Below are 20,934 nucleotides of genomic sequence, written 5' to 3'. Positions count from 1 at the left end.
TCCTTATCGAACGACGACACAGCCACAATGGGGGACTGCAGCTCGGTGGAGAGTTGTGCGATGAGGCCGGACACCTCGTCGACCTGCTTCTGCAGGCTGGCGTACGGGTTGACCGTCGGCACCTTCTGCAAGAAGTCGATGAAGATGGCACAGTGGTCGGTGTGGTGAGAGTCCATGATACCATACGCGACACTGCGAATATGCTCGATCGTATCTTGACGGTCCCCCTCGAAGAGGTAGAAGTTGTCCATGTAGGCTGAAGTTTCCTTGATCCCTTTGTTGAACCGGGTAACGAGATCGGCCTTGTTCCTGATATCTCCCCTCTGCAGGATCAGCGGGTTGATGAGTGATTCCTGTGACAGGACACGAGTCAGGAGGACGTGCTTCGTCTGCTCAAAGGAGTAGTACAGGACCGGGACCTTCTCATTGCGCGCAACGAGCGTGGCCAGTCGCAGCATCAGGTTGGTTTTCCCGCGCCTCGGAGCACCGCCGACCGCGTAGTAGAAACCAGGGCGCAGCCCTGAGATCGCCGTATTGAGATTGTCATACGGGGCGATGCTCATGCCAAGGATCGAAGAACGCCCGGTTTCCCGGGTACGGACCTCTTCGACGTACCGCAACAACTCGTCGCGGATTGGCTCCTGCCTGCTCTGGGACGAGAGGCGCGCCACCTGGCGGAGCTGCTCGGAGATCTCGGCGGCGAAGTCTTCCACGCGCCGCCCCTGTTTCTCGTCATCGGTAAAACCGTTGATGCTGTCGGAGATCGTTCGCAGCTTCCGACGTGCTGCACGCGTTTTTAGCCGGTCCAGCATCTCGACCAGCGTCGCCATATCCTCGCCACCAGCGTCAGTCAACTTGTCCACCAGCGTCGCAATAGCCGGAGTCACATGACGTTCTTCGGTCAGATAGGCCGTGAACAGCGGAAGGTCTATCTTGCCACCTTCCCCATTGTGGTTGGAGCAGTACCACTGAAATGCGTCGAAGACAGCCTTGAGGTCCCCGTCTTCGAACAGCGAAGAGCTCATACCCAGCTTCTGGAGCTTCTCAAGGTGCTGAGGAGCCGCCAGAGCCCCGGCCACCAGCCGGAATTCGGTCCTGTCTGTCGTCATGGTCTTCCCCCTATCGCGAAAATGGCTTGCCTATATAGTAGCCTCCCGGCAAGAAAGCAACAGACCCGTTGACCCCTACCTGCAACGACGTTACGGACGGCAGTTCGGTAAGACTTAACCGCAACTGTTCGACCATGAGCGCCTCGGCCGCCTGGTCCTTGGGGAGAGGAGTCATGGCAAGAGACAGGCGTAGCATCCCGGTGTTGGCTTCCAGAACCATGGAGGTGACCCGGGTGCCGTCTGGGACAAGTGACGCGTCGCCTTTGGGCGGATTCCCCATCTGGGCGATCGATTTCGAGATCATGACACTGCGTGACATGAGCGCCTGCTTCTGTTGATAAACAGTCAGTACCGGGAGTTGATCGCCGTCAACTTCGGTGAGACTGTAGACGGCGAGCGCCGTACCCTCTTCCAGGCTTCCATCCAGCCTGAACAATGGATCAACCGTGTCCACGTGTCCAAACAGTCCCTCCACATTGTTTCCGCCTACCAGGAGCCGTACGCGACTGACGCCCGCGAGTCTTGTGAGTGTGAGGACCAGGGAGTTCTTGATCTGCTCTTCTTCCTGAGCTCCCATACTCAGTTTGAGGACGCTCTCCTCAAAATCGACAGACGCCGTTCGACCGGAGACGGTGACTCCCCGAAGAACATCCGTTCCGGGCAGAGGACTCACGAGACTGGGATGCGTCGGACCCTCCATGAGAGCGCGTGTAGCCTGAAGTGCCAGCTGAGAGCGTGTCAGTCCAGTTGGCAGTGTGCGGCGTTCAACAACATAGCGGCCGTCGCCGCCCACAAAATACAGATCGACCGGTTGTCCCTTGTCCAACATGGCATCATTGGCACCAAGCTCTCGCTGAGTCTTGACGAAGGAGAGGAAGGTTCCTGTCGGACGACCGTCGACCGAGAGTTCGATCGAGAGGGCTCCTGGCAGACTCAGCATGGAGTTGACAAGCTGCCAGTAGAGCGCGTTTTCTTCCGCAAACCCCATGGGAGGCTGATCGCGTGACACGCCCAGGACCACGTCGAGGATCCCGCCGGGCAAGAGTGTCGCCCTATGCGCAGTGAAGCCGGCAGGGACAGCAGTCGCAAGCCCTTGTCCCGCGGGCGGCGTACGCAGGAGATCGATGATGCCCGCCACCTGTTCCACACGCCGCGTTGGCAGTTTTGCCACAGCAGGATTGCTGACCAGTTCCTGCGTCGAGGCATCAAGATACCACAAAACCACGGGTGTACTCCGCCCACCGGCCGTGCGAAAGCTTGAGCCGATGACAACGGCCAGAACCAGTGCGAGGATCAGAACAAGCAGTCCCCCATCCTGGGAACGTCGCTTGCCCCTCATCCGGCCTTGTCTGCTGCGGATTGTCATCTGTGAGCCATTTTCTGATTGCCGCTAGTCTTCATTTCGTTTATACTATATCACACAAAACGGATGCACATGGCCTGACAACACTCTGGTGTTCCGTCACAAAGACGGCGGTGTTGTGCCGGTGTATGCGTATGTACGGCCCACGCTGTGGCCTGGTTTTTCTCTGACCGGGGCGTGGTCACTTAGCGCGAGAGCAAAGGGAGCAGAAAATGGAAGAACAACGGTCGGATTCCTGGCAGCACCTGCTCGATATCTTCAGTAAACAACTCGCGCGCCCGACGTTCGAGATGTGGTTCAAGAATGCGACGACGCTCCATGAAGACGACGTTTCGCTCACCATCGGCGTCCCCAGTGAGTTTGCGAGGGATTGGATTGTCAGCAGGTACTACGACGTTATCAAGGAGACGATCGATGCGATCAAGGGTCAACCGACCACCATCGCGGTGGAGGTTGTGCAACAGCCGCCGGAAGAGCTTCCGACCGAACCCGGCATGCTCCAGCACAACAATACATTGATCCTCAATAGGCGCTACAACTTCGAGAATTTCGTCGTCGGTGCAGGAAACCGCCTTGCCTTCGCGGCATCCAACGCCGTTGCGGGCAACCCGGGCAACGTCTACAACCCTCTCTACATCTACGGCGGAGTCGGGTTGGGCAAGACCCACCTGCTCCAGGGTATTGCACACCATATCCTGGCACAGGGCCCGGACAAGAAGATCGTCTACACGACCGGCGAAAAGTTCACGAACGAAGTGGTCAGTTCCATCCAGAACGCCCGGAACAACAACTCCGTCATCGAGAACTTTCACAAAGAGACACGCGGAGCAGACATCCTGCTCATCGACGACATCCAGTTTCTGGCAGGCAAGGAGCGCACACAGGAGGAGTTCTTCCATATCTTCAACGCGTTGTACGATGCCCATAAGCAGATCGTTATCACCTCCGACGTCCTGCCCAAGGAGATCGCCACCCTCGAGGAACGCCTCACCTCACGTTTCGAATGGGGCCTCATCGCGGACATCAGCCGCCCGGACTACGAGACCAAGGTTGCCATCCTGAAGAAGAAGGCCGAGCTGGACAAGATCGACGTCCCCCCGGAAGTGCTGGAATACATCGCCGCAAACATCGGGAGCAACATCCGCGAGCTTGAAGGCGCACTCATGCGCGTCCTTGCAACAGCTTCACTCACCAACGAAGAGGTCACACTCCCTTTCACCGAAGAAACACTCAAGGATATCATCCCGGTTATCAACAAGCCGATCACCATCGACGCCATCATGCAGTCAGTCTCGTCCTACTTTCACATCTCGGTTGCCGACCTCCAGGCCAAGAGGCGCAGTCAAGATATCGCAATGCCGAGACAGATCGCCATGTACCTGAGCCGGGACCTGACCGAAGCCTCTCTGCCATATATTGGTGAGAAGTTTGGCGGGCGCGACCACACAACGGTCATCTACGCCTGTCAGAAGATCCAGCAGGAATTGAAGAACGACGACACGCTGAGAGCACTGCTCGACAGCTTGGTAAAGCAGTTGAAGAGAGGTGTATAACCTGTGGAAAGTTATCCCGACTGTTTCTGATGTGCATAGTGTTGATAACCCGCACAAGTTATCCACAGCTGCGTCCACAGGCGCCAAAAGCCCTGCAACTGTCTTCAAGGAACATACCAACACTACCAAGCGCCTTATGTTGATGATTATAATTAAGAGAGTTCTTTCATACTAAAAGGAGGAAGGATGAAACTCACGACAAAAGCTGAAGGTTTGAGCAAGAAACTGGCACAGCACGCCAAGGTCATCCAGCAGAAAAGCTCGACCTTTACGTCAGACGCCGTTCTCCTTTCTGCAGACGGCACAACGCTTCAACTGACGAGTACTGACCTGACAACGTACCTGGTAAATGCTGAACCGGCCGAAGTCACAGAAGCCGGACGCGCCCTGGTTCCCTTCAAGTTTTTAAAGGATATTATTTCGGCCTTGTCTGGCGAACTCATGATTGAAGGAGACGACAAAAAACTCCAGATATCATCTGGTAAAGCACACTATGATCTGGCGTGTTATCAGATGGATACATTTCCAAGCATCCCGGAGATCAAGGAAGGTCGTGAATATCAGTTCAGCCTGAATGAATATTCCAGTGCCATTGATCGTGTTCTTCCCTGTGTAGAACATAATGAGAAACGGCGCCTCGAGTTTCAGGGAATCTTGCTTGAGCAGACAAAAGACTATTTCCGGTTCGTCGCGACGGATTCACGGCGCCTCGGATATGTTCAATTTGACTTCAAGCGTGAACCGCTGAGAGCAATCGTTCCGACAAAAGTCTTTGAATCGTTCAAGCCAGCTGGTGACGTTCATTGTGTTATTACCGAGGACGAGTGTCTGTTTTCGTCTGGTGATACACAGATTATCTCTCTCCTCATTGGCGCCGAGTTTCCCAACTACAACGACATCGTGCCTCGTGAATGGGAATATACCGTGAATGTCAAGAAGTCAGAGTTGCTGGACGCATTGCGCCGGGTCGGTGCCGTCGTTTTTGGTGGAACTGATGTCATTACACTTTCATTCAAAGAAGGGCGGCTGACTGTTCAGGGCACGGCCCAGGATCAGGGCAATGCCAGTGACGAGCTGGGTTATGAGGGAGAGGCCGGGGGTCTTTCTGTTTCGTTCTTTGGGACAAAACTTCTGGACGGTATTTCCTCTGTCGGTACCGAGAATGCGGAACTGCATATGAACAGTGCTGTTCATCCGGTGGTCATCAAGGACCAGGGAAAGGAAGATTTCCTGTACCTTGTCATGCCACACAAGCAGATGGAGTAGCCGCCCCCTCGGAGGGCAATGTATCTGGAATCGCTTTGGGTACAGGGATTCAGAGCGCTGGCTGAACAGCGTATTGACATCACTGCACCCATCACTGCTGTTGAAGGCAGCAATGGTGCCGGCAAGACGACGCTCCTTGACGCCGTGCATTTTCTGGCCTCTGGAAAATCATGCCTGGGGCTGACAAATGCGGAGCTTATCAGGGATGGGGAGTCCTATTTTGTCGTCGGTGGTAGGTATCGGACGCATGACCCGGTCGCTGGAGGGTCAGTCAGTCATGCGGTGCAGGCCATGTTCACGACGGAGGGGCGTAAGGAACTTCGTATCGACGGTACTGTCTACCATGGGTTCATCCGTCTTATCGGTGGGCTTCGCGTAGCCCAGTTCAACTTTAATTCGCTGTTTCTGGTCAAGGGCATGCCCTCGGTGAGACGCCAGTATATCAATCTCCTGATCGCGTCGTGTGACCGCACCTACCTGGAAGCACTCTCTGCATACTCGGCCGTCATGACACGCAAGAACGCCCTGCTGCGGCAGTCGGGCTCTGGCGTGGCCGATGCGTCCCTGCTGGATCTGTTTGACGAGCGGATTGCTACGCTGACAAACACGATTTATGCGAAGAGGAGATCGGCTCTCGCCGCTGTGGGTCTGGCAATGACACGTCTGATTGCCGACGGGTTGTTTGAACCGCTGTCGGATGTGTCTATTCTCTATGATCCCCGGCCCATTTCCGCCGAATCCATCCGTGCTATCCGGGACCGGGAACTGGCACGGCATGCGTGTCTGGCCGGGTGTCACCTCGACGATTTTGTCCTGCTCCGAGGAAAAAAACAGTTGCGGGACTCGGCATCACTGGGTGAGGCGAAGCTGGTGGCGCTGCTGCTTACCTTTGCAGGTGCCGAATACATACGCATGGTCACGGGAGAATACCCGGTGCTCCTGCTGGACGATCTGGAAGGCGATATCGACATGCCGAACCTTGATCGGCTGTTTCATCTCCTGGCGAGGTTTGAACAGGTCTTTATCACAACCTTTGATGTTGCGCGTCTTGGAGGCGGACTGAACGCTACGTCCGTACGACTGTGAGAAGAAATGATAACAGTATGGAGCGCATCGGAGAGGTTATCGACGAGATGCGGCGTACCGGTCGCCTCGACAAGGGCATCAAGGTTCAGTCACTGGGTGAGGTCTGGCCAGCGGTCCAGTCTCTGTGGAGTGAGCGCACCATCGGCGCGTACGTCGCCCGTAACTCTCATCCTGCTCAGTTCAAGAATGGAACGCTGACGATTCTCTGTGCCAATTCATCCATCATGCAGGTCTTGTCTGAGCAGAAAATCCTCATTGTAGAACGCTTGAATGCTCACATGGGAGGCAAGCTCGTGACAGATCTGTCCTTTGGGCTCGACAACGTCCACGAGATCCGCATCCATCGGCCGCAGGTCACGTCTTCTGTTGTCCCCGAGGACCCGGACTCTCTGGCTGCCACGATTCAGCTGTCTCCGGAGCAGGAAGCGAGAGCCGAGAAAGCAGTGCAGGTCATTCAGAACCCTGCCCTGCGACTCTCGTTTCTGCATGCCTACGAGGCCTGGCTGCGCTGGGATATCTGGCGACACCAGGAACAACAGAAACGCCGGACGAACTGGACGACGTCAAGGAAGTACTGACACTATCCACAGGCACTGTGGATAACTTTTCGAGTTGCAGGCGTGTTGTCCACAGCGGGTTTGACGCCATTGCAGGTTCCATAGGGGCCCGTGGACTGCTGTGCAACGAGAACCCAGCATCAACATTATAGTTGAGACTTACCCCGGAATCGTGTTCCACAGATATTCACAACATCCTGTGGATAACCTGAACTGCGAAGGGCACCTGAAAACAGCCTTGTTAATTCACAGTCTTGTATGGTAAAATGGACACATGAGAACAAAAGTTGCATTGATCGCGCATGACCGCAGAAAGCCAGAGATGATCGCACTGTGCAGGGATTATCAGGAGATGCTGGCTCAGGAAGAACTGGTTGCCACGAAGGGCACAGGTGGCCTGATCGAGGAATTGACTGGCCTTCACGTCACGAGGGTAAATTCCGGAGAGAAAGGTGGAGACCTTCAGATTGGTTCGATGATCGCTTCCGACCAAATCAAGGCAGTCGTCTTCCTCAGGGACCCTCTGACCGCACACCCTCATGAGCCGGATATCAATGCCGTGCTCAAGATCTGTGATATCAATGACGTCCCCCTTGCCACGAACATCTCGACGGCCAGGCTGGTCCTCGCCCATCTCAAGGACTTGCAGGATATCGAAGAGCCGCCTGCAACCTAGATTCTTCTACAACAACAGCAGACTGGCGAGCATCGTTTCCAGTGTCTGGCTCTCCTGCCACCATTCCTTGCGTTGGAGCGTCTCGAGGCGAACGGTCCATCGGTGTCCTGTGTCCACTGCGACGAGGACCTGATAAACGAATGAGCCATCGCGTGCGCGGAAGGTCAGCGCTTCAAGAGGTGGATCGAGGGGGTTTGCTCGACCATCTGTATCCACACTTCCCTTTCTCAGCGTTCCTGGTTCACGCAGGGCGTCTTCCGGCAAGCCGTTGCGGAGACGCTCAGACACTTCGTCCAGTGGTGAGCTGGACTCGTCGTACGTGACCTGCAAGGCGACACGTGGGTCCGTGGGGTTGGATGCCCGCAGCCCTGCCTGTTCGTCCAGTTCCATGACGGTCCAGTCTACAGGACAGTCGAGTGCGACATGAAGGTCGGGTCGTACCAGATGTGTCATATCACTCATGAGTCCACGTCCTGAGGTTCTGTGTTGTTGTCATCCATTCCTCCGTCTCGGCAGATTCGGATGCACTCACCTGCATCCATGTACAGGATTGCCCCGTTTTCATTGTTGGCAAGGTGGACATGACAGGAGAGACCCCGGCACGTTGTGCCGGGGTCTCTCCTTCAAAACTGAGAAGGTACTGGAGTCTACTAGCCGAGAGCTTTCAGGACCACGGAGAACGTCTTGGTCGTGCCGCCCCGGTCAGCGACGACTTGGACCGTGTCACCGACGTTCTTGGAACGAATGTAGCTCAGAATTCCGTCAATCGTGGTCATCGATTTGTCATCGATCGTGGTGATAACATCCCCGGCCTTGAGCCCAGCAGCCTCTGCACCGGACCCGGACGTGATCTGGACGATATAGACGCCTTGGGATGCCTTGACGTTGTACTGCTGAGCAATAGAGGTTGTGAGCGTAGCTCCCTGGATACCCAGAGCCGGCCACGTGATCTTGCCGTTCTTGAGGATGGCGTCATAGACCTTTTTTGCTGTGTTAATGGAGACCGAGAATCCAAGGCCTTGTGCGTTCTGGTAGATCATCGTGTTCATGCCCACGACGCGGCCGGACAAGTCGACCAGGGGTCCTCCTGAGTTGCCGGGGTTGATGGCCGCATCAGTTTGAACAACGCCGACGAGGTTCTCAGTCGCTGACGCCTGAACGTTTCGCTCGAGAGCCGAGATTATGCCGGTCGTGACCGTCTGGCTCAAACCGTAGGGATTCCCGATGGCAATGACCTTCTGGCCCACGGTCAGAGCGGACGAATCGCCGAGCTGTACCGTGGGGAGGTTGGTCCCCTTGATTTTTACGACGGCGACATCGCTGGTGGTGTCTGTGCCCACGACCTGGCCACTGAACTCACGCCCGTCTTTGAGCATGACCGTGATCTTGGTGGCACCCTCAACGACGTGATTGTTGGTCAGTATGTAACCGTCAGAGGTGATGATGAAACCCGAACCGAGGCCTTCCTGTGTTCCGGACGAGAAGCCGAACGGATTCTGGCTGACCGAGGTGATGTTGATCTGAACCACGGCAGGCGAAACGATCTTGACGGCATTCTCGATAGCCTGTTCTTCGCTTGTAACAATGGTTGTACTGGAGCTGGACGTTCCTACTGGATACGTTGCCGATACTGTGCGTGCCCAGGGGAATGTCCCCGGGTTGGACATGACGACATAGTTGCCTAGAATCCCACCGAGGACACTGCCGAGCAGTAACCCGATGATAAGTCCCCATACCAGGAGCACGCGCCCAGAACTCGAACGCCGGACGGGCTGAGGTTGGGGCGAAGGTGTATTGTACGCCTGAACAGTCGGAGAAGCCTCAGGAGTGACGTAGCCCTCCACCGTGTTTGATGTGTCCAAATTCTGAGTCTCCTCAGGATCTGGCTTGATGAACCCATTCTCGTCGATCATATCGTGCCTCCTCACCTGTAACAGGTGTTTGCTTGTCATATACACCTGTATATACGCAACTATGCCTGATTTCGTTACAGAGAGTGTGAGGAAATCGCCACAAGAAGCGAAGCACTGCTTCAATTGTGGACCGGGGCTATTTCCTCAATGCCTATGCACATCGGTTGGTGTAAAAGGCCAGCCGATTTCTCAACGGCTCTGGAGGCGCTGTTATGGAAGCACTTCCGCAAAGCTATAAATATACCGTTTTGACAATTCTTGAATCTGCACTTGCTCATGACTTGAATATTTGTCATATACGCCATACGCTTGCATTCTCGCCAATACAATCCCCTGAATACCGGCCAGTACATCTTCAAAGGCAATGCAGTCACAAGGGGGAACACCCAATTTTTTGGCTGCCAGCAGATAAATATCAGGGCTTCCTTTCCCGTGGACAACTTCATCAGTGGAAGCAAGCGCGTCGAACAAAGCATAAATGCCATTGTTTTTCAATACAGGCTCATAAAGTACCTTTGGCAGCGCGGTAGCTACGCCAAGTTTGATCCCCTGTCCCTTTAAAAAGAGGAGATATTCTTTTGCATAAGGTTTTAACGGGACATGATGACTGTATTCGTCAATGGCCATCTGGTTCCATTCTTCGATGATATCTTCTGCCCTCTCTTTTAGGCCAAAGAGAGAGATCGTATATTCTGCAGCTTCTTTAAAACTCTTTGCGGAAATTTCACTGATATATCCCTCTGGTACGGATAAATGGCGTTTTGCCAGAAAATCGATGTCGATATCCTCCCATACCCCCATGGAATCGATCAGTGTCCCGTCCAAGTCAAAGATCGCCGCTTTAAAATCAAACATCTTCCTCTCCTTTTGTCAGCGAGAACGATGCTCTTAACTGTTTTGCCGCCTCGGTAATATCCTTCGCCGAAATCAGCGCGGAAGCGACAGCGATCCCATCGATTCCCGTGTTCACGAAGGACGGTATGGTCGTGAGGTTGATCCCGCCGATGACAACGATCGGCAAAGATACGGCGGATCTTATGTCCCTTAATTCGTTCATTGTCACCAGGTCAGCGTCGGTTTTTGTCCCTGTGGCGAACATGGCGCCGACACCAAGATAATCTGCGCCATCCTTTTTCGCCTTCACGGCTTCGGCTACAGAAGAGACGGAAACGCCAAGGATCTTGTTCTTCCCGATGATCTGGCGGACGATCCCGGCTGGCAGATCACTTTGCCCGATATGCACACCAGCGGTGTCGACCGCCAGGGCTATGTCGACCCGGTCGTTGATGATCAGCGGAATATGATGGCTGTCGGTCAGTCGTTTGATGGTTACCGCCATTTGATAAAACTCCAGCGAGGATGCTGTTTTCTCCCGCAGCTGGATGAGTGTGCTCCCGCCTTCTATTGCTTGTTCGACTGCCTGTTCCAGCGTCGGCGTGCTCATCAGATCGCGGTCTGTTACAAGGTAGAGGCTGTAATCGATCTCAGGCTTCAAGGATTTTCGCTCTCTTCACAAGGGTTTCGGTGTTCAGTTTGCTGATTTCATCAATGATGGCCACGTGAAAGCTGCCATTTCCCTTGTCGCCGGCGCTTTCTGCTGCAAGCTCGCCCGCAATGCCCATGGAGAGGATGCCTCCCGTCGCTGCGATGAGGAAGTCGGTAGCAGCTCCACAAAAAGCGCCCACCAAGGAGGTACACATGCATCCCGTTCCTGTCACATTGGAAAGCAGGTTTGTTCCGTTTTCGATATAAATCGTACGTCTTCCGTCCGACACAATATCCGTTGCTCCCGTGATCGCCGTCACGCAACCGAACTGCTTTGCCACCTTCTCCGCAGTACTCCGACCGATTTCCTTTTCGCTTTTCTGATCGGCTTCAGAGGCATCGACACCCTTTGTGGTGGCTCCGAGTCCTGCGACAAAACGGATCTCGGACATGTTCCCCCGCACAACGGTTATGTTCACTTCTTTCAACAGTCTTTCGGTCGTCCGGTTCCGTAGCTCTGATGCACCTGCGCCCACGGGGTCGAGAATGACAGGGATGTTGAGCTCGTTGGCTTTTTTCCCGGCAGCAAGCATTGATGCTATCGTCCTGCTGTTCAATGTCCCGATATTCAGCACCAGCGCCGAAGAAATAGCGGTGATGGCTTCCACTTCATCGATATCGTCTGCCATGATCGGGGAAGTGCCGATGGCAAGCACGATGTTCGCACAGTCGTTGACTGTCACATAGTTGGTGATGTGGTGGATCAACGGCTTTCTTTCACGGACTGCTCTGAGATTTTCTACGATGTCCTGAATCATGTTCACGCTCCTGATCCCAATTGTTAACATTTTTGTGCGTTTCGATCCTTCAGTACGCTCCGAAAAACGGCGTAGACCACTGCCGTCAACAGCATTGACGGCACTGTCGATCCAGCAGGAAGATCCAGCTTCATAAAGAAGTAATAGGCTACTGTACCTAGAACGGCTGAAAGAATGCCAGCGGCGTTGAATGTGGTCGTCGAACGGTCGGCGCGAAAAACAAAATAGTCGAGAAGCACCACCGCAAAAGCTGGCGCAAAAATCGAGCCAATCGCGTACAGGAAATTTTCATACTGCCCCATGGGGAAAAACAGTGCTATCAACGTTCCCAACGCCGACACCAGAAGGATCAGCAGCCTTTTTGATGCCTTCGGAGTGATGTTCAGGATAGACATGACTGCTGAATAAACATCCAGATAGGCCGTCGTCACTGTCGAGAGCACCACTACAAACAGACCGGCGACGCCCATGCCCAGATGCAGGATGACAACGGCGATATCGGACGATCCGGTAAACAGTACAGCGGCAAGCCCGGTGATATACATAAAGGAACTGCCGATGAAGTAGCCAGAAAAACTCCCCCAGAAACTTGCTTTCGTGCTGCTTGCCTGCATGGTGTAGTCCGAAATCAGCGGCAGCCAGCTCAGTGGCATGATGATACTCATTTCCAGTGCTGCACCGACCGAAAGCGTTGTGGCGGCATTCCTCGCGCCCGACGACCAAACCGCGCCTTGACCGCGGATCACCAGTTCCAGGATCAGCAGGCAAAGCACAAAAAGCAGAATGACAGCTGCGTTGTTGAGGGCATTGGCACCCTTGCCGACAACAAGAGTCCAAACCGCGACGATGGCGCCCACGATCACCACAAACAGCGCGAAGCCCGTGAAGCCGGCAAGTTTTGATGTGATGGCACTGATCGAATTGGCGCACTGGATGAGCATAATTGCTGTCCATCCTATCAACTGAATAATGTTAGCTGCAGAAATCAGGTAGGAGCCGTATCGGCCAAATGCCATGCGGCTGGCGATCAGTGCGGGCTTCTTCTCCCGAAATCCGATCAGCCCAGTCAGAGACAGGAGCAGGCAGCCGATGAGATGTCCCGCCAGGATCAGGAGTATCCCCCTGAGCAGCCCTAATGGCGCGAACAAGCCGCCAGTCATGATTTCTGCAAGCGAAATGGCTGCTCCTGCCCAGAGGTTGAAAAGGCTGAACGTGCCGAGTTTTTTGTTGTTATGCATCGGGAATGCCCGCTGCTTTGTAAAGGTCGTAAAAATGGTGGGTCGGCCCACAGCCTTTTCCTATGGCAAGCGAATGTCGGATCGCTGTTGTAACATACTCTTTTGCCCGTTTCACTGCCTCTTCCAACGGAAGACCCAGCGCAAGGTTAGAAGCAATTGCAGAGGAATACGTGCATCCGGTGCCGTGCGTGTTTTTGGTGTTGATGCGTTCTGCGCTGAAGTGATAGAACCTTTCGCCGTCGTACAGGATGTCCAGCGCGTCGCCGGTGGCATGGCCACCCTTGACCAGGACATTTTTTGCTCCCAGCTCATAAATGCACTTTGCCGCCTGCTCCATATCTCCGGCGGAGGTTATCTGAAATCCCGCGATTTTTTCGGCCTCCGGGATATTGGGAGTAAGGACATCTGCGAGCGGGAGTATGATGTGAATAAGCGTGTCGACGGCATTCGGGTCCATGAGGGGGCAGCCATTTTTGGCAACCATCACGGGGTCGATCACGATATGCTGCGGTCTGTATTCCCTGAGCTTGCGCTCTACAGCTTCCATGCAGCAGGAGTGCGACAGCATGCCCACCTTCACAGCATCTACTCCGATATCTTCAAAAACCGCGTCGATCTGTTTTTCGATCAGTTCGGGGGTGATATCCTGCATGTCTATGACACGAAACGTATTCTCCGCAACCACCGAGACAATCACGCTCATGCCGTAAACGCCATGGGCTGCGAAGGTTTTGAGATCGGCCTGGATCCCAGCACCGCCACTGCAATCCGAACCAGCGATAGTCAGAACTTTTTTCATGGCTCTCTCCTTACATAACAAAAAAGGCACCTGCCAAGTTCAGCGGGGGCCTTTTATCACGTTAATTCGCTTCCCTACGACAGTGTGAACTGACAGGTTCAAAGGGTCAGGTTTTAACCTTCTCAACTCCGAAGAGTTCCCCCGCAATTGCTTTACTATTCTATAATATCACGTTACACCCCGATATCAATTGCTCCCGTGATGAGCCTCTAGCCGAAGATCAACTGTGGAGCTGGGCCATCTGACCGTTAGCAAGAAGTGTCACCAGGCTCCCGAATTGCTCAGCATACCGTTCCGGATGTTCTGTATGGATAGGGTAGACGTGCGTGGGTGCAAGCTCCTCAACGATACGGAAGAGATCCTCCGGTGGAGCGTGTCCTGAGGCGTGGATATGCACAGAATCCATGCCGGCGAGGTCCAGCCAGCGGGCAAGGCGCTCCTGACTCCATGACATCTCTTCGTTGAATGCTTCCGCCGACGAATGAATGTACAGCGACCCAGGGGCAGGATGCAGGTCACACAGCTCCTGAACGTCCCAGTAGCCCAGCGAAAGCAGATAGTCCGACTGATGGGCTGCGACCTCGGCGCCTCTGACGATACGTGGACATGACCCGTTCAGGACGTCTACTACAGCGTCACGCCGATCTTTTGGATCCACGGAGTCCGGATCGCTGCCGGCGAACCGCAGAAGGGTCGACCGGGCCCAGTCCTGTTTGATGTCGCCCTTGTCATAGGTGCCGCTGCCTGCGCGCTTGACGTACAAGACGAGCTCCGGATCCGCCAGGTCGATGGTGGGATAGCCGGCTTCTTGCGCCAGCCGGACGATATAGGCGTCACGCGGGAGGATGGCCAGTTTGCGCCCTGTGGCATGGGCGACGCGCTGAAAGGTCATGAGGCGGTCCAGGTCTTTCATACCGAAGTCTGCCATGACCAGCCCCGAGGCCCCATGAATCTCCTCGAGTGCTTTTGCCTCGACGCCCTGCTCGGACCAGAACGCGAAGCGGCGGTGGAATGCCGTATCATGATCTGACGAGCCTTCATTCGAACGAAGGTTGGTCCCTTCGATCAGAACGGCATCGGGGTGAGCGGCGGCGAGCGCCTCGATGCTACTCTCCGTCACATGACCCATGCGGCCGTGGAACCTGAGGTCTCCCGTGTACACCAGCTTCCCTCTGTCATACTCGATGAGATAGGCGCATGCGCCGGGGATACTGTGGTCGACCGGAAAGGGGGTCACCCGACAGTCCGGAAACTGCATGGGTCCGGCCAGGTCGACAAGGTTGTGCTGGCCGTGTTTGTTGGCGCCCAGGTTGGGGCGCAGGATGAAATCGGTCACACCGTTCTCTGGACCGGAGCTGAACTGTGTCTCCTCAACGGCCCGCAGAACGGCGGCCGTAACCGGCGTGGCATATAGCGGGATGGTCTCGTCCAGAAACGATATCGATCCAGTGTGGTCGACATGTGCGTGTGTAATGAAGCAGGCGTTGATGTGCCCAGAGTCCACCAGTTGTCTGGCCAGTTCAGGCTGCATCTCCTGAAGGAGTGCTGTGAGGTCGGAACGGTAGAATCGCAGCTTCGGCAGCAGCCCTGTCGTCAGATAGTCGGTGAGACCCGCCGATGTGCGCGGCGTAAGGAATTCCTCGAAGTATGCGCCCATGGTAGCGTAGCTGAGCCCGAAATCGAACAGCAGACGCGTCGCATCAGGAGAAGTGCTTGCCTCGAACAAAAGCTTGGTGCCGCCAATAGTGGTGGCACCGTCCAGCATTGTAAACTGTGCCATGAAGTGGCCCTCCTTCGTGGTGCCAGTTATCGATGTGTCTACTGCGAGGCCGACGTGAGGCCGGCGAACGTGTCAAGTTGCTGCAGCCGCTCCAAGAGGACATAGTCTGTCAGGTCGATGCCCAGGGGCGTGATACTGATGTATCCGTCGGCTACGGCGGTCACATCGGTTCCTTCCTGTGGTATGGACGGGATATCTCCCCCTATCCAGTAGATGGGGGCTCCAAACTGGTCCACGCTGGCGGTGACACGATGAGCATAGCGGCGGCGTCCCTGAGGGACAACCCGGATGCCCTTGACCTCGGAAACCGGACAGTTGGGCGCATTGACATTGAGGAACAGGCTTCCGTTGAGATCGTTGCTGAAGCTCTTCGTGAGGGGCTGGTTGATCCCGATGAGCCCCGGGATGAGAGGGAGCATCTTCTGCAGGAACCAGGTGATGGGGCTGAAATCGAAGCCAGTGCTTCCTGTCCGCGGAAATGCCGTGGAGAAGGCTACACTGGGGTACCCAGACAAAAATGCCTCGTAGGCGCCCGATACTGTACCGGAATAGGGCAGGTCGTCGCCCAGATTGTCACCATGGTTGATACCGGAGAAGACAATGTCGACCTTCTGCTTTATTAGTGTGTCGAGGCCCAGCATCATGCAATCGACGGGAGTGCCCGAGACAGCCCACGCTTCGACACCGGGATGGACATAGCCCTCAACCTTGGTAGCGCGCAGAGGCTTGTGCATGGTAAGGGAGTGTCCCTTGGCGCTCTGGGGAGACGCGGGAGCAACGACTGAAATGGTGTTATCCGCAGGGATTGCCGCGACAAGAGCCTGGATCCCCTGCGCCCACAGCCCGTCGTCATTGGTAACAAGGATGTGCATGTGTTCCTCCTCAGACCGCGTACTCTGTGCGGGTCCGTCCTCGCCTGCTGCTGATCCATGCAATGACAACGCCAAAGAGGAAACCTCCCACGTGCGCCCATACGGCGACCCCCTGAGCTGCGCCGAACGTACCCTCGAACAGCTGCATCACGAACCAGATGCCGAGGAAGATCCAGGCAGGCAGACGCACGATGGTGATAAAAATGAAAAAGACCAGGGTCTGAATCTTGGCTTTGGGATACAGGAAAAAATAAGCTCCCATGACGGCGGCGATGGCACCGCTCGCCCCGATGGTAGGGACCTGGGAGGTGGGTCCGGAAAGCAGTTGAACTATGGCGGCCACCACGCCGCCTGCCAGATAGAACAGCAGGTATTTGCTGTGGCCGAGATGATCCTCGATGTTGTTGCCAAAGATCCACAGGAACAGCATGTTGCCCAGAATATGGCCCCAGCTGCCGTGGATGAACATCGATGTCAGGGTCGTCAGGAAATACGGTGCTATCGCCCATGACGGGGCCTTATAGACCCCCGTCAGGACGCCGGGGACGAAGCCGAACTGGTAGTAGAAGTGGTTCAGGGCCGCTCCCCCGCCAAGAGACACTTCCCACAGCCACACGAGACCGTTGGCCAGGATCAGCAGGAACGTGACCAGCGGAAACGTGTGGGATGGCGTGTCGTCGCGAATAGGAAGCATGGGTTAGCCGATACTGGCGCCATCCAGGGCGTGAAAGCAAGTGCAGTCTTCGTCAGGGCCGGGGATCTGCGGGACCATCTTCTCGATGATGGTCACAAGGTTCTTCAGGTTGGCAGTGAACGCCTTGATGACCGCTTCGTTGCTGACGGGGTCGACGGCTCCCTCTGCGACCAGCCCGGCGTCATAGTCCGTGATGACCGAGATATTGCAGTAGCACATTGCCTGCTCGCGGGCCAGGGCGACCTCGGGATACTGTGTCATGTTGACGGTGTGCCAGCCCATACGGGTGAACCAGTTGCTCTCGGCCTTGGTGGAGAACCGTGGTCCCTCGATGACGACACAGGTGCCTCCATCGTGCACCGGCAAGTCCAGGCTCCTGATGGTCGCGACTGCGATCCTGTTCAGGACGGGACAGTACGGATCGGCCGTGGAGACGTGGGTGACGACAGGCCCATTGTAGAACGTCGTATCGGCGCGGCGCGTCCGGTCGATGAACTGGTCAGTGATGACGAGGTCTCCCACCTTAATGTCTGGCTGCAGTGAACCGACGGCGGTAGGAGCGATGATGTACCGGACACCAAGAGACTTGAGAGCCCAGATGTTGGCACGGTAGTTGATCATGTGCGGTGGCAGCTGGTGGTGCTTGCCGTGGCGGGGCAGGAACGCGACCTTGCGGCCCGCGATCTCACCAAGTGAGATGAGGTCCGATGGCGCTCCATAGGGTGTTTCGACATTGATGTTCTCAGCGTTATCGAGCAGAGAGTAGAATCCGGAACCACCGATGATCCCGATTTCAGCACGTTGTTCCATGTGTGTCTCCTTTGTTATACACAGCAGGGGCTGTGCATGGCTGCTTACCTAAGGATTATATCAGCAATGAGCGATGGTTAAAGCCGGGAAGTGCGCCTGCGGCGTGACAGAATCATGAGGATCAGGGCAACAACGACGGTTGCACTGAGTGCGATGAAGAAGTAGCTCATGAAGTAATTTTCGGGGAACAGGCGAATGAGTCCGGAGTCTTCAGGGAGAAGCCAGAAGTTGTTCGAAAAGGCGAGCTCGTGGAAGGCGATGAACAGCGCATCAAAACCGATGGTGACCGAGATGGTGCCCAGAGCGGCAACGAGAGCGAGCACGGCGATGCCGGCTGCCCGGGCAACACGGCGAACGTCGCGCCCATTTCTGCGAAGGAGAATAATGAGGACAACTGTCAGCAGACATGAGACAAGCGCTGTCAGATAGACACCTTGGAAGATCGCCTGGACGTCGCCCATGTGTGCAAGCTCCAGGGGCGAGTAGAAAGCGTCGTTCGGCAGAGGTCTGCGGAACGCAAGATACTTGAGCAGGTCTGCCACGCGGCGGGCGGCTTCAGCCACATCAAAGCGAGGCGCCGTGCCTCCCGTTGTGCCGACCATGAAAAGTACGAGTCTCTGGAGTGGCATAAAGTTGACGAGGAGTGAAAACGGCGTCAGCAGGACCGCCACTACTGCGGTGACAGTAGCGAGGACGATAAGTGTCGGCACTGGCTAGTCGAACAGGCCGAGTGAACAGGAGCGAACCCGTATGTGCAGCAAGTCGCAGGCCTTGCCCACGACTTTGGGGTCGATGTTCAGCTTGCGGGCGATAGCTATGGCTTTGCCGCAATCGATAAATCCGTCGGTTGCTGCCTTGAGCAGTTCATCGCGAACTTCCTGTGTAACTTCTTCCATGAGAACCTCCTGGTTCCTGATTCTATCGGCGCCAAACACCAATAGTACAGTGTGTCATGTGAGAGCGCATTTTCAAGCGGAATGCAATAGTGGAAGAAGATCGAGGACGGCTGCTTCGACCGTCTCGATGAACACCGTGTCCTGCACGGATCCTGATATCTGGTTCGCGCGCGGGTTCCAGTCTCTAAGGAGGGCAAGGAGGCCGGCTTCTTCGGCCGGCGTACAGCCAGGAAACCTGTTCACGACAAGCAGATCTGCCCGGGAAGCCATGATGCCCATATTGGGTTTGGCGCTCTGCAGCAGGGGACAGCACAGGACGTACATATAGCGCGACCTTTCCGGGACAGATGAGCAGTTGCCTTCGATGAGGACGCGTGTCTCCAGGGGCCACTGCTGAAGGATCGTGGCCACCGCTTCGTCTGTCTCCTGATGAGGTCCGTCAAGGAGTATGATGTCACGCAATGGCCGCAGCCATGGAGAGCGTTCCGACTGACTTAGGCGTCCAGTATCACCTCCTTCGATAGGCAGTGTTCCAGCTGCCAGCGAGTGCGTCGCGAGGTGCAGGCTGTGGCGCGACAGCTTGATATACACCTCAAAAGGAAGGTCTCGTACGAGCGATCGGCAGATCGTTGTCTTGCCCGAATGGCCGGAGGCCGAGTGAACGACCAGGGTCGAATGAGCATCAGAGGCCATGGCTACCTGTTCCCTGGACTCTCCGTTCTGGCGAGTCAGGCCACATAAGTCCGTTTCGGTGAAGGTGCGCATTGGTGCCTCCGAGGTCCGGCTTCCTGTGTTTCCGGAGCTTGCAGCCATTCTGTCCGGAATTGCTTTTTGTTCGGATGCATACATAATACTCTATTAGAGCGTTGTTGGGAGTGCAGGTGCCGATTTGTTTCCGCGCGTTTGTTGAAAGCGGGCGATGAACAAGGACAGAACCGGGGGTGCGCTGGTGGAACGAAAGGTCTTGGTAGTCGATGACGACATCGAGAGCCTGCATCTGTATGGAGACATGTTGCGACGAGCGGGCTATGCGGCCGTCACCGCAAGCACTGGCTGGGAAGGCATTGACATGGCTGTCAAGGAACAGCCCGGCCTTATTCTGCTGGATCTCCGCCTCCCGGACATCACTGGCCTGACGGTCCTCGAGACTCTTCGCACCGCCCTGTCGACCAAGAACATCCCCATCATCGTCGTGTCTGCCATCAGTAAGGACGACGACGTCATGAAGGCGATGCAGATGGGGGCGTTCGACTATGTCGTCAAACCCATCACCTACGACGACATGATTCGCAGGGTCGAGCTGGTTTTCTTCTCGCGCGAACGTCAGGGAGAGGGTGATCAGGCGCCCGTGCTTATCGTCGAGGACAGCGCAATCGATGGGGCTGCGCTATCGGAGCAGCTGAGTAGCTGGGGGTACCAGGTCACCTGGGTTCAGACGGGTCGGGAAGGTATCGAGCAGGCTGCCACCGATAATTTCGACATTATTTTGCTGGACGGGCTTTTGCCCGACATCAACGGGTTCGAGGTCGTGAAGGAGATTCGTGCGACGGAGCGGCTGGGCACGACGCCCGTCATCATGTTGACAGTGCTGTCGGGACTCGTGGACAAGCTCAAGGGGTTCGAGAGTGGTGTCGATGAGTTTCTCAACAAACCGGTATCGTGGGAAGAACTGCGCGTGCGCATGCGTTCCCTAATGCGACTGAGGGGCATGACCAAACAGCGCTTCGCGTTGTCCGAGGTCGTTGGTGTCATCACGAACGCCATTGAACTGGCCGAGGCCACGGAGCCGCGCCACAACCAGAAGGTCGCAAGTATCAGCGTCATCCTTGGCAAGAGGATGGGCGTCCACGGGCACGGGCTATGGGTCCTGGAGATGGCCGGTTCGCTGCACGATGTTGGCAAGCTGGTCATACGCAGAGAGATCCTCTTCAAACCGGGCAAGCTCGATCCCTCAGAGTGGGCCGAGATGCAGCGACACAGCGAGTACGGGGAGAAAATCATCAAACCCGTCCATGGATT

The 20,934-nt window shown here is 55.6% G+C and carries 22 protein-coding genes and 1 riboswitch; of the genes, 6 read left to right on the top strand and 16 right to left on the bottom strand.

What is annotated here, in order from left to right:
• Both SMC5_RS06650 and SMC5_RS06645 read right to left on the bottom strand, forming a co-directional pair.
• The coding region (locus SMC5_RS06650) for a DnaB-like helicase C-terminal domain-containing protein (protein WP_133299181.1) at window positions 1-1,109 on the bottom strand (1,109 nt) is incomplete at its 3' end.
• Window positions 1,110-1,119: 10 nt separating this feature from the next.
• On the bottom strand, window positions 1,120-2,448 hold the full coding sequence (locus SMC5_RS06645) for a GerMN domain-containing protein (RefSeq protein WP_165846294.1): 1,329 nt from the start codon (window positions 2,446-2,448) through the stop codon (window positions 1,120-1,122).
• A 236-nt stretch (window positions 2,449-2,684) separates the two neighbouring features.
• Between SMC5_RS06645 and dnaA the strand changes: the two genes are divergently transcribed.
• The 5 genes from dnaA (at window position 2,685) to SMC5_RS06620 (ending at window position 7,610) form a co-directional block, all read left to right on the top strand.
• Window positions 2,685-4,025, top strand: coding sequence for a chromosomal replication initiator protein DnaA (gene dnaA, locus SMC5_RS06640; protein WP_119120082.1), 1,341 nt, complete (start codon window positions 2,685-2,687; stop codon window positions 4,023-4,025).
• Window positions 4,026-4,211: 186 nt separating this feature from the next.
• On the top strand, window positions 4,212-5,291 hold the full coding sequence (dnaN, locus tag SMC5_RS06635) for a DNA polymerase III subunit beta (protein ID WP_119120081.1): 1,080 nt from the start codon (window positions 4,212-4,214) through the stop codon (window positions 5,289-5,291).
• 18 nt (window positions 5,292-5,309) lie between these two features.
• Window positions 5,310-6,377 carry a DNA replication/repair protein RecF gene (gene recF / locus SMC5_RS06630; protein WP_119120080.1) on the top strand — a complete coding sequence of 356 codons (1,068 nt, stop codon included), beginning with the start codon at window positions 5,310-5,312 and terminating at the stop codon, window positions 6,375-6,377.
• 17 nt (window positions 6,378-6,394) lie between these two features.
• A complete protein-coding gene (locus tag SMC5_RS06625; protein ID WP_119120079.1) occupies window positions 6,395-6,955 on the top strand; it encodes a DUF721 domain-containing protein in 561 nt (186 codons plus the stop codon).
• 253 nt (window positions 6,956-7,208) lie between these two features.
• Window positions 7,209-7,610: a methylglyoxal synthase gene (locus SMC5_RS06620; RefSeq protein WP_119120078.1), complete on the top strand. Its 402-nt coding sequence runs from the start codon at window positions 7,209-7,211 to the stop codon at window positions 7,608-7,610.
• Window positions 7,611-7,616: 6 nt separating this feature from the next.
• Here the strand turns inward: SMC5_RS06620 and SMC5_RS06615 are convergent, their stop codons facing one another.
• From SMC5_RS06615 to SMC5_RS06550, 14 genes are all read right to left on the bottom strand, one after another.
• Window positions 7,617-8,072, bottom strand: a complete 456-nt coding sequence (locus SMC5_RS06615) for a hypothetical protein (protein ID WP_119120077.1) — start codon at window positions 8,070-8,072, stop codon at window positions 7,617-7,619.
• 188 nt (window positions 8,073-8,260) lie between these two features.
• Window positions 8,261-9,523 (bottom strand): S1C family serine protease, encoded by a 1,263-nt coding sequence (locus tag SMC5_RS06610; RefSeq protein ID WP_165846293.1) that lies wholly within the window; start codon window positions 9,521-9,523, stop codon window positions 8,261-8,263.
• A gap of 210 nt (window positions 9,524-9,733) precedes the next feature.
• Window positions 9,734-10,378 (bottom strand): HAD family hydrolase, encoded by a 645-nt coding sequence (locus tag SMC5_RS06605; protein ID WP_119120075.1) that lies wholly within the window; start codon window positions 10,376-10,378, stop codon window positions 9,734-9,736.
• Window positions 10,371-11,018, bottom strand: coding sequence for a thiamine phosphate synthase (gene thiE / locus SMC5_RS06600; RefSeq protein WP_119120074.1), 648 nt, complete (start codon window positions 11,016-11,018; stop codon window positions 10,371-10,373). Before thiE ends, SMC5_RS06605 begins: the two co-directional genes overlap by 8 nt.
• Window positions 11,008-11,826: a hydroxyethylthiazole kinase gene (gene thiM / locus SMC5_RS06595; RefSeq protein WP_119120073.1), complete on the bottom strand. Its 819-nt coding sequence runs from the start codon at window positions 11,824-11,826 to the stop codon at window positions 11,008-11,010. The genes thiE and thiM overlap by 11 nt, the downstream gene beginning before the upstream one ends.
• A gap of 23 nt (window positions 11,827-11,849) precedes the next feature.
• Window positions 11,850-13,064 carry a putative hydroxymethylpyrimidine transporter CytX gene (gene cytX / locus SMC5_RS06590; protein WP_119120072.1) on the bottom strand — a complete coding sequence of 405 codons (1,215 nt, stop codon included), beginning with the start codon at window positions 13,062-13,064 and terminating at the stop codon, window positions 11,850-11,852.
• Window positions 13,057-13,863, bottom strand: a complete 807-nt coding sequence (gene thiD, locus SMC5_RS06585) for a bifunctional hydroxymethylpyrimidine kinase/phosphomethylpyrimidine kinase (RefSeq protein ID WP_119120071.1) — start codon at window positions 13,861-13,863, stop codon at window positions 13,057-13,059. The genes cytX and thiD overlap by 8 nt, the downstream gene beginning before the upstream one ends.
• A 53-nt stretch (window positions 13,864-13,916) precedes the next feature.
• Window positions 13,917-14,016, bottom strand: a riboswitch (TPP riboswitch).
• 67 nt (window positions 14,017-14,083) lie between these two features.
• Window positions 14,084-15,643 carry an MBL fold metallo-hydrolase gene (locus SMC5_RS06580; protein ID WP_119120070.1) on the bottom strand — a complete coding sequence of 520 codons (1,560 nt, stop codon included), beginning with the start codon at window positions 15,641-15,643 and terminating at the stop codon, window positions 14,084-14,086.
• 38 nt (window positions 15,644-15,681) lie between these two features.
• The gene (gene surE, locus SMC5_RS06575; RefSeq protein WP_119120069.1) at window positions 15,682-16,515 is read right to left on the bottom strand and encodes a 5'/3'-nucleotidase SurE; all 834 of its coding nucleotides are present in this window, start codon (window positions 16,513-16,515) and stop codon (window positions 15,682-15,684) included.
• Between the two features lie 10 nt (window positions 16,516-16,525).
• Window positions 16,526-17,209, bottom strand: coding sequence for a rhomboid family intramembrane serine protease (locus SMC5_RS06570; RefSeq protein WP_119120068.1), 684 nt, complete (start codon window positions 17,207-17,209; stop codon window positions 16,526-16,528).
• Window positions 17,210-17,212: 3 nt separating this feature from the next.
• Window positions 17,213-18,019 carry an S-methyl-5'-thioadenosine phosphorylase gene (locus tag SMC5_RS06565; RefSeq protein ID WP_119120067.1) on the bottom strand — a complete coding sequence of 269 codons (807 nt, stop codon included), beginning with the start codon at window positions 18,017-18,019 and terminating at the stop codon, window positions 17,213-17,215.
• Window positions 18,020-18,096: 77 nt separating this feature from the next.
• Complete coding sequence (locus SMC5_RS06560; protein WP_119120066.1) at window positions 18,097-18,729, bottom strand: TIGR01906 family membrane protein; 633 nt, start codon at window positions 18,727-18,729, stop codon at window positions 18,097-18,099.
• Window positions 18,730-18,732: 3 nt separating this feature from the next.
• The gene (locus SMC5_RS06555; RefSeq protein ID WP_119120065.1) at window positions 18,733-18,915 is read right to left on the bottom strand and encodes a hypothetical protein; all 183 of its coding nucleotides are present in this window, start codon (window positions 18,913-18,915) and stop codon (window positions 18,733-18,735) included.
• A 72-nt stretch (window positions 18,916-18,987) separates the two neighbouring features.
• The gene (locus tag SMC5_RS06550) at window positions 18,988-19,680 is read right to left on the bottom strand and encodes a hypothetical protein (RefSeq protein ID WP_119120064.1); all 693 of its coding nucleotides are present in this window, start codon (window positions 19,678-19,680) and stop codon (window positions 18,988-18,990) included.
• Between the two features lie 154 nt (window positions 19,681-19,834).
• Here SMC5_RS06550 and SMC5_RS06545 point away from each other — a divergent pair.
• The coding region (locus SMC5_RS06545; RefSeq protein WP_133299180.1) for a response regulator at window positions 19,835-20,934 on the top strand (1,100 nt) is incomplete at its 3' end.

It is taken from the genome of Candidatus Cryosericum odellii (assembly GCF_003570935.1).
Lineage (GTDB): Bacteria > Caldisericota > Caldisericia > Cryosericales > Cryosericaceae > Cryosericum > Cryosericum odellii.
Note: the sequence above shows the minus strand (reverse complement) of the source record. Positions and strands in the feature narration are given on the sequence as shown.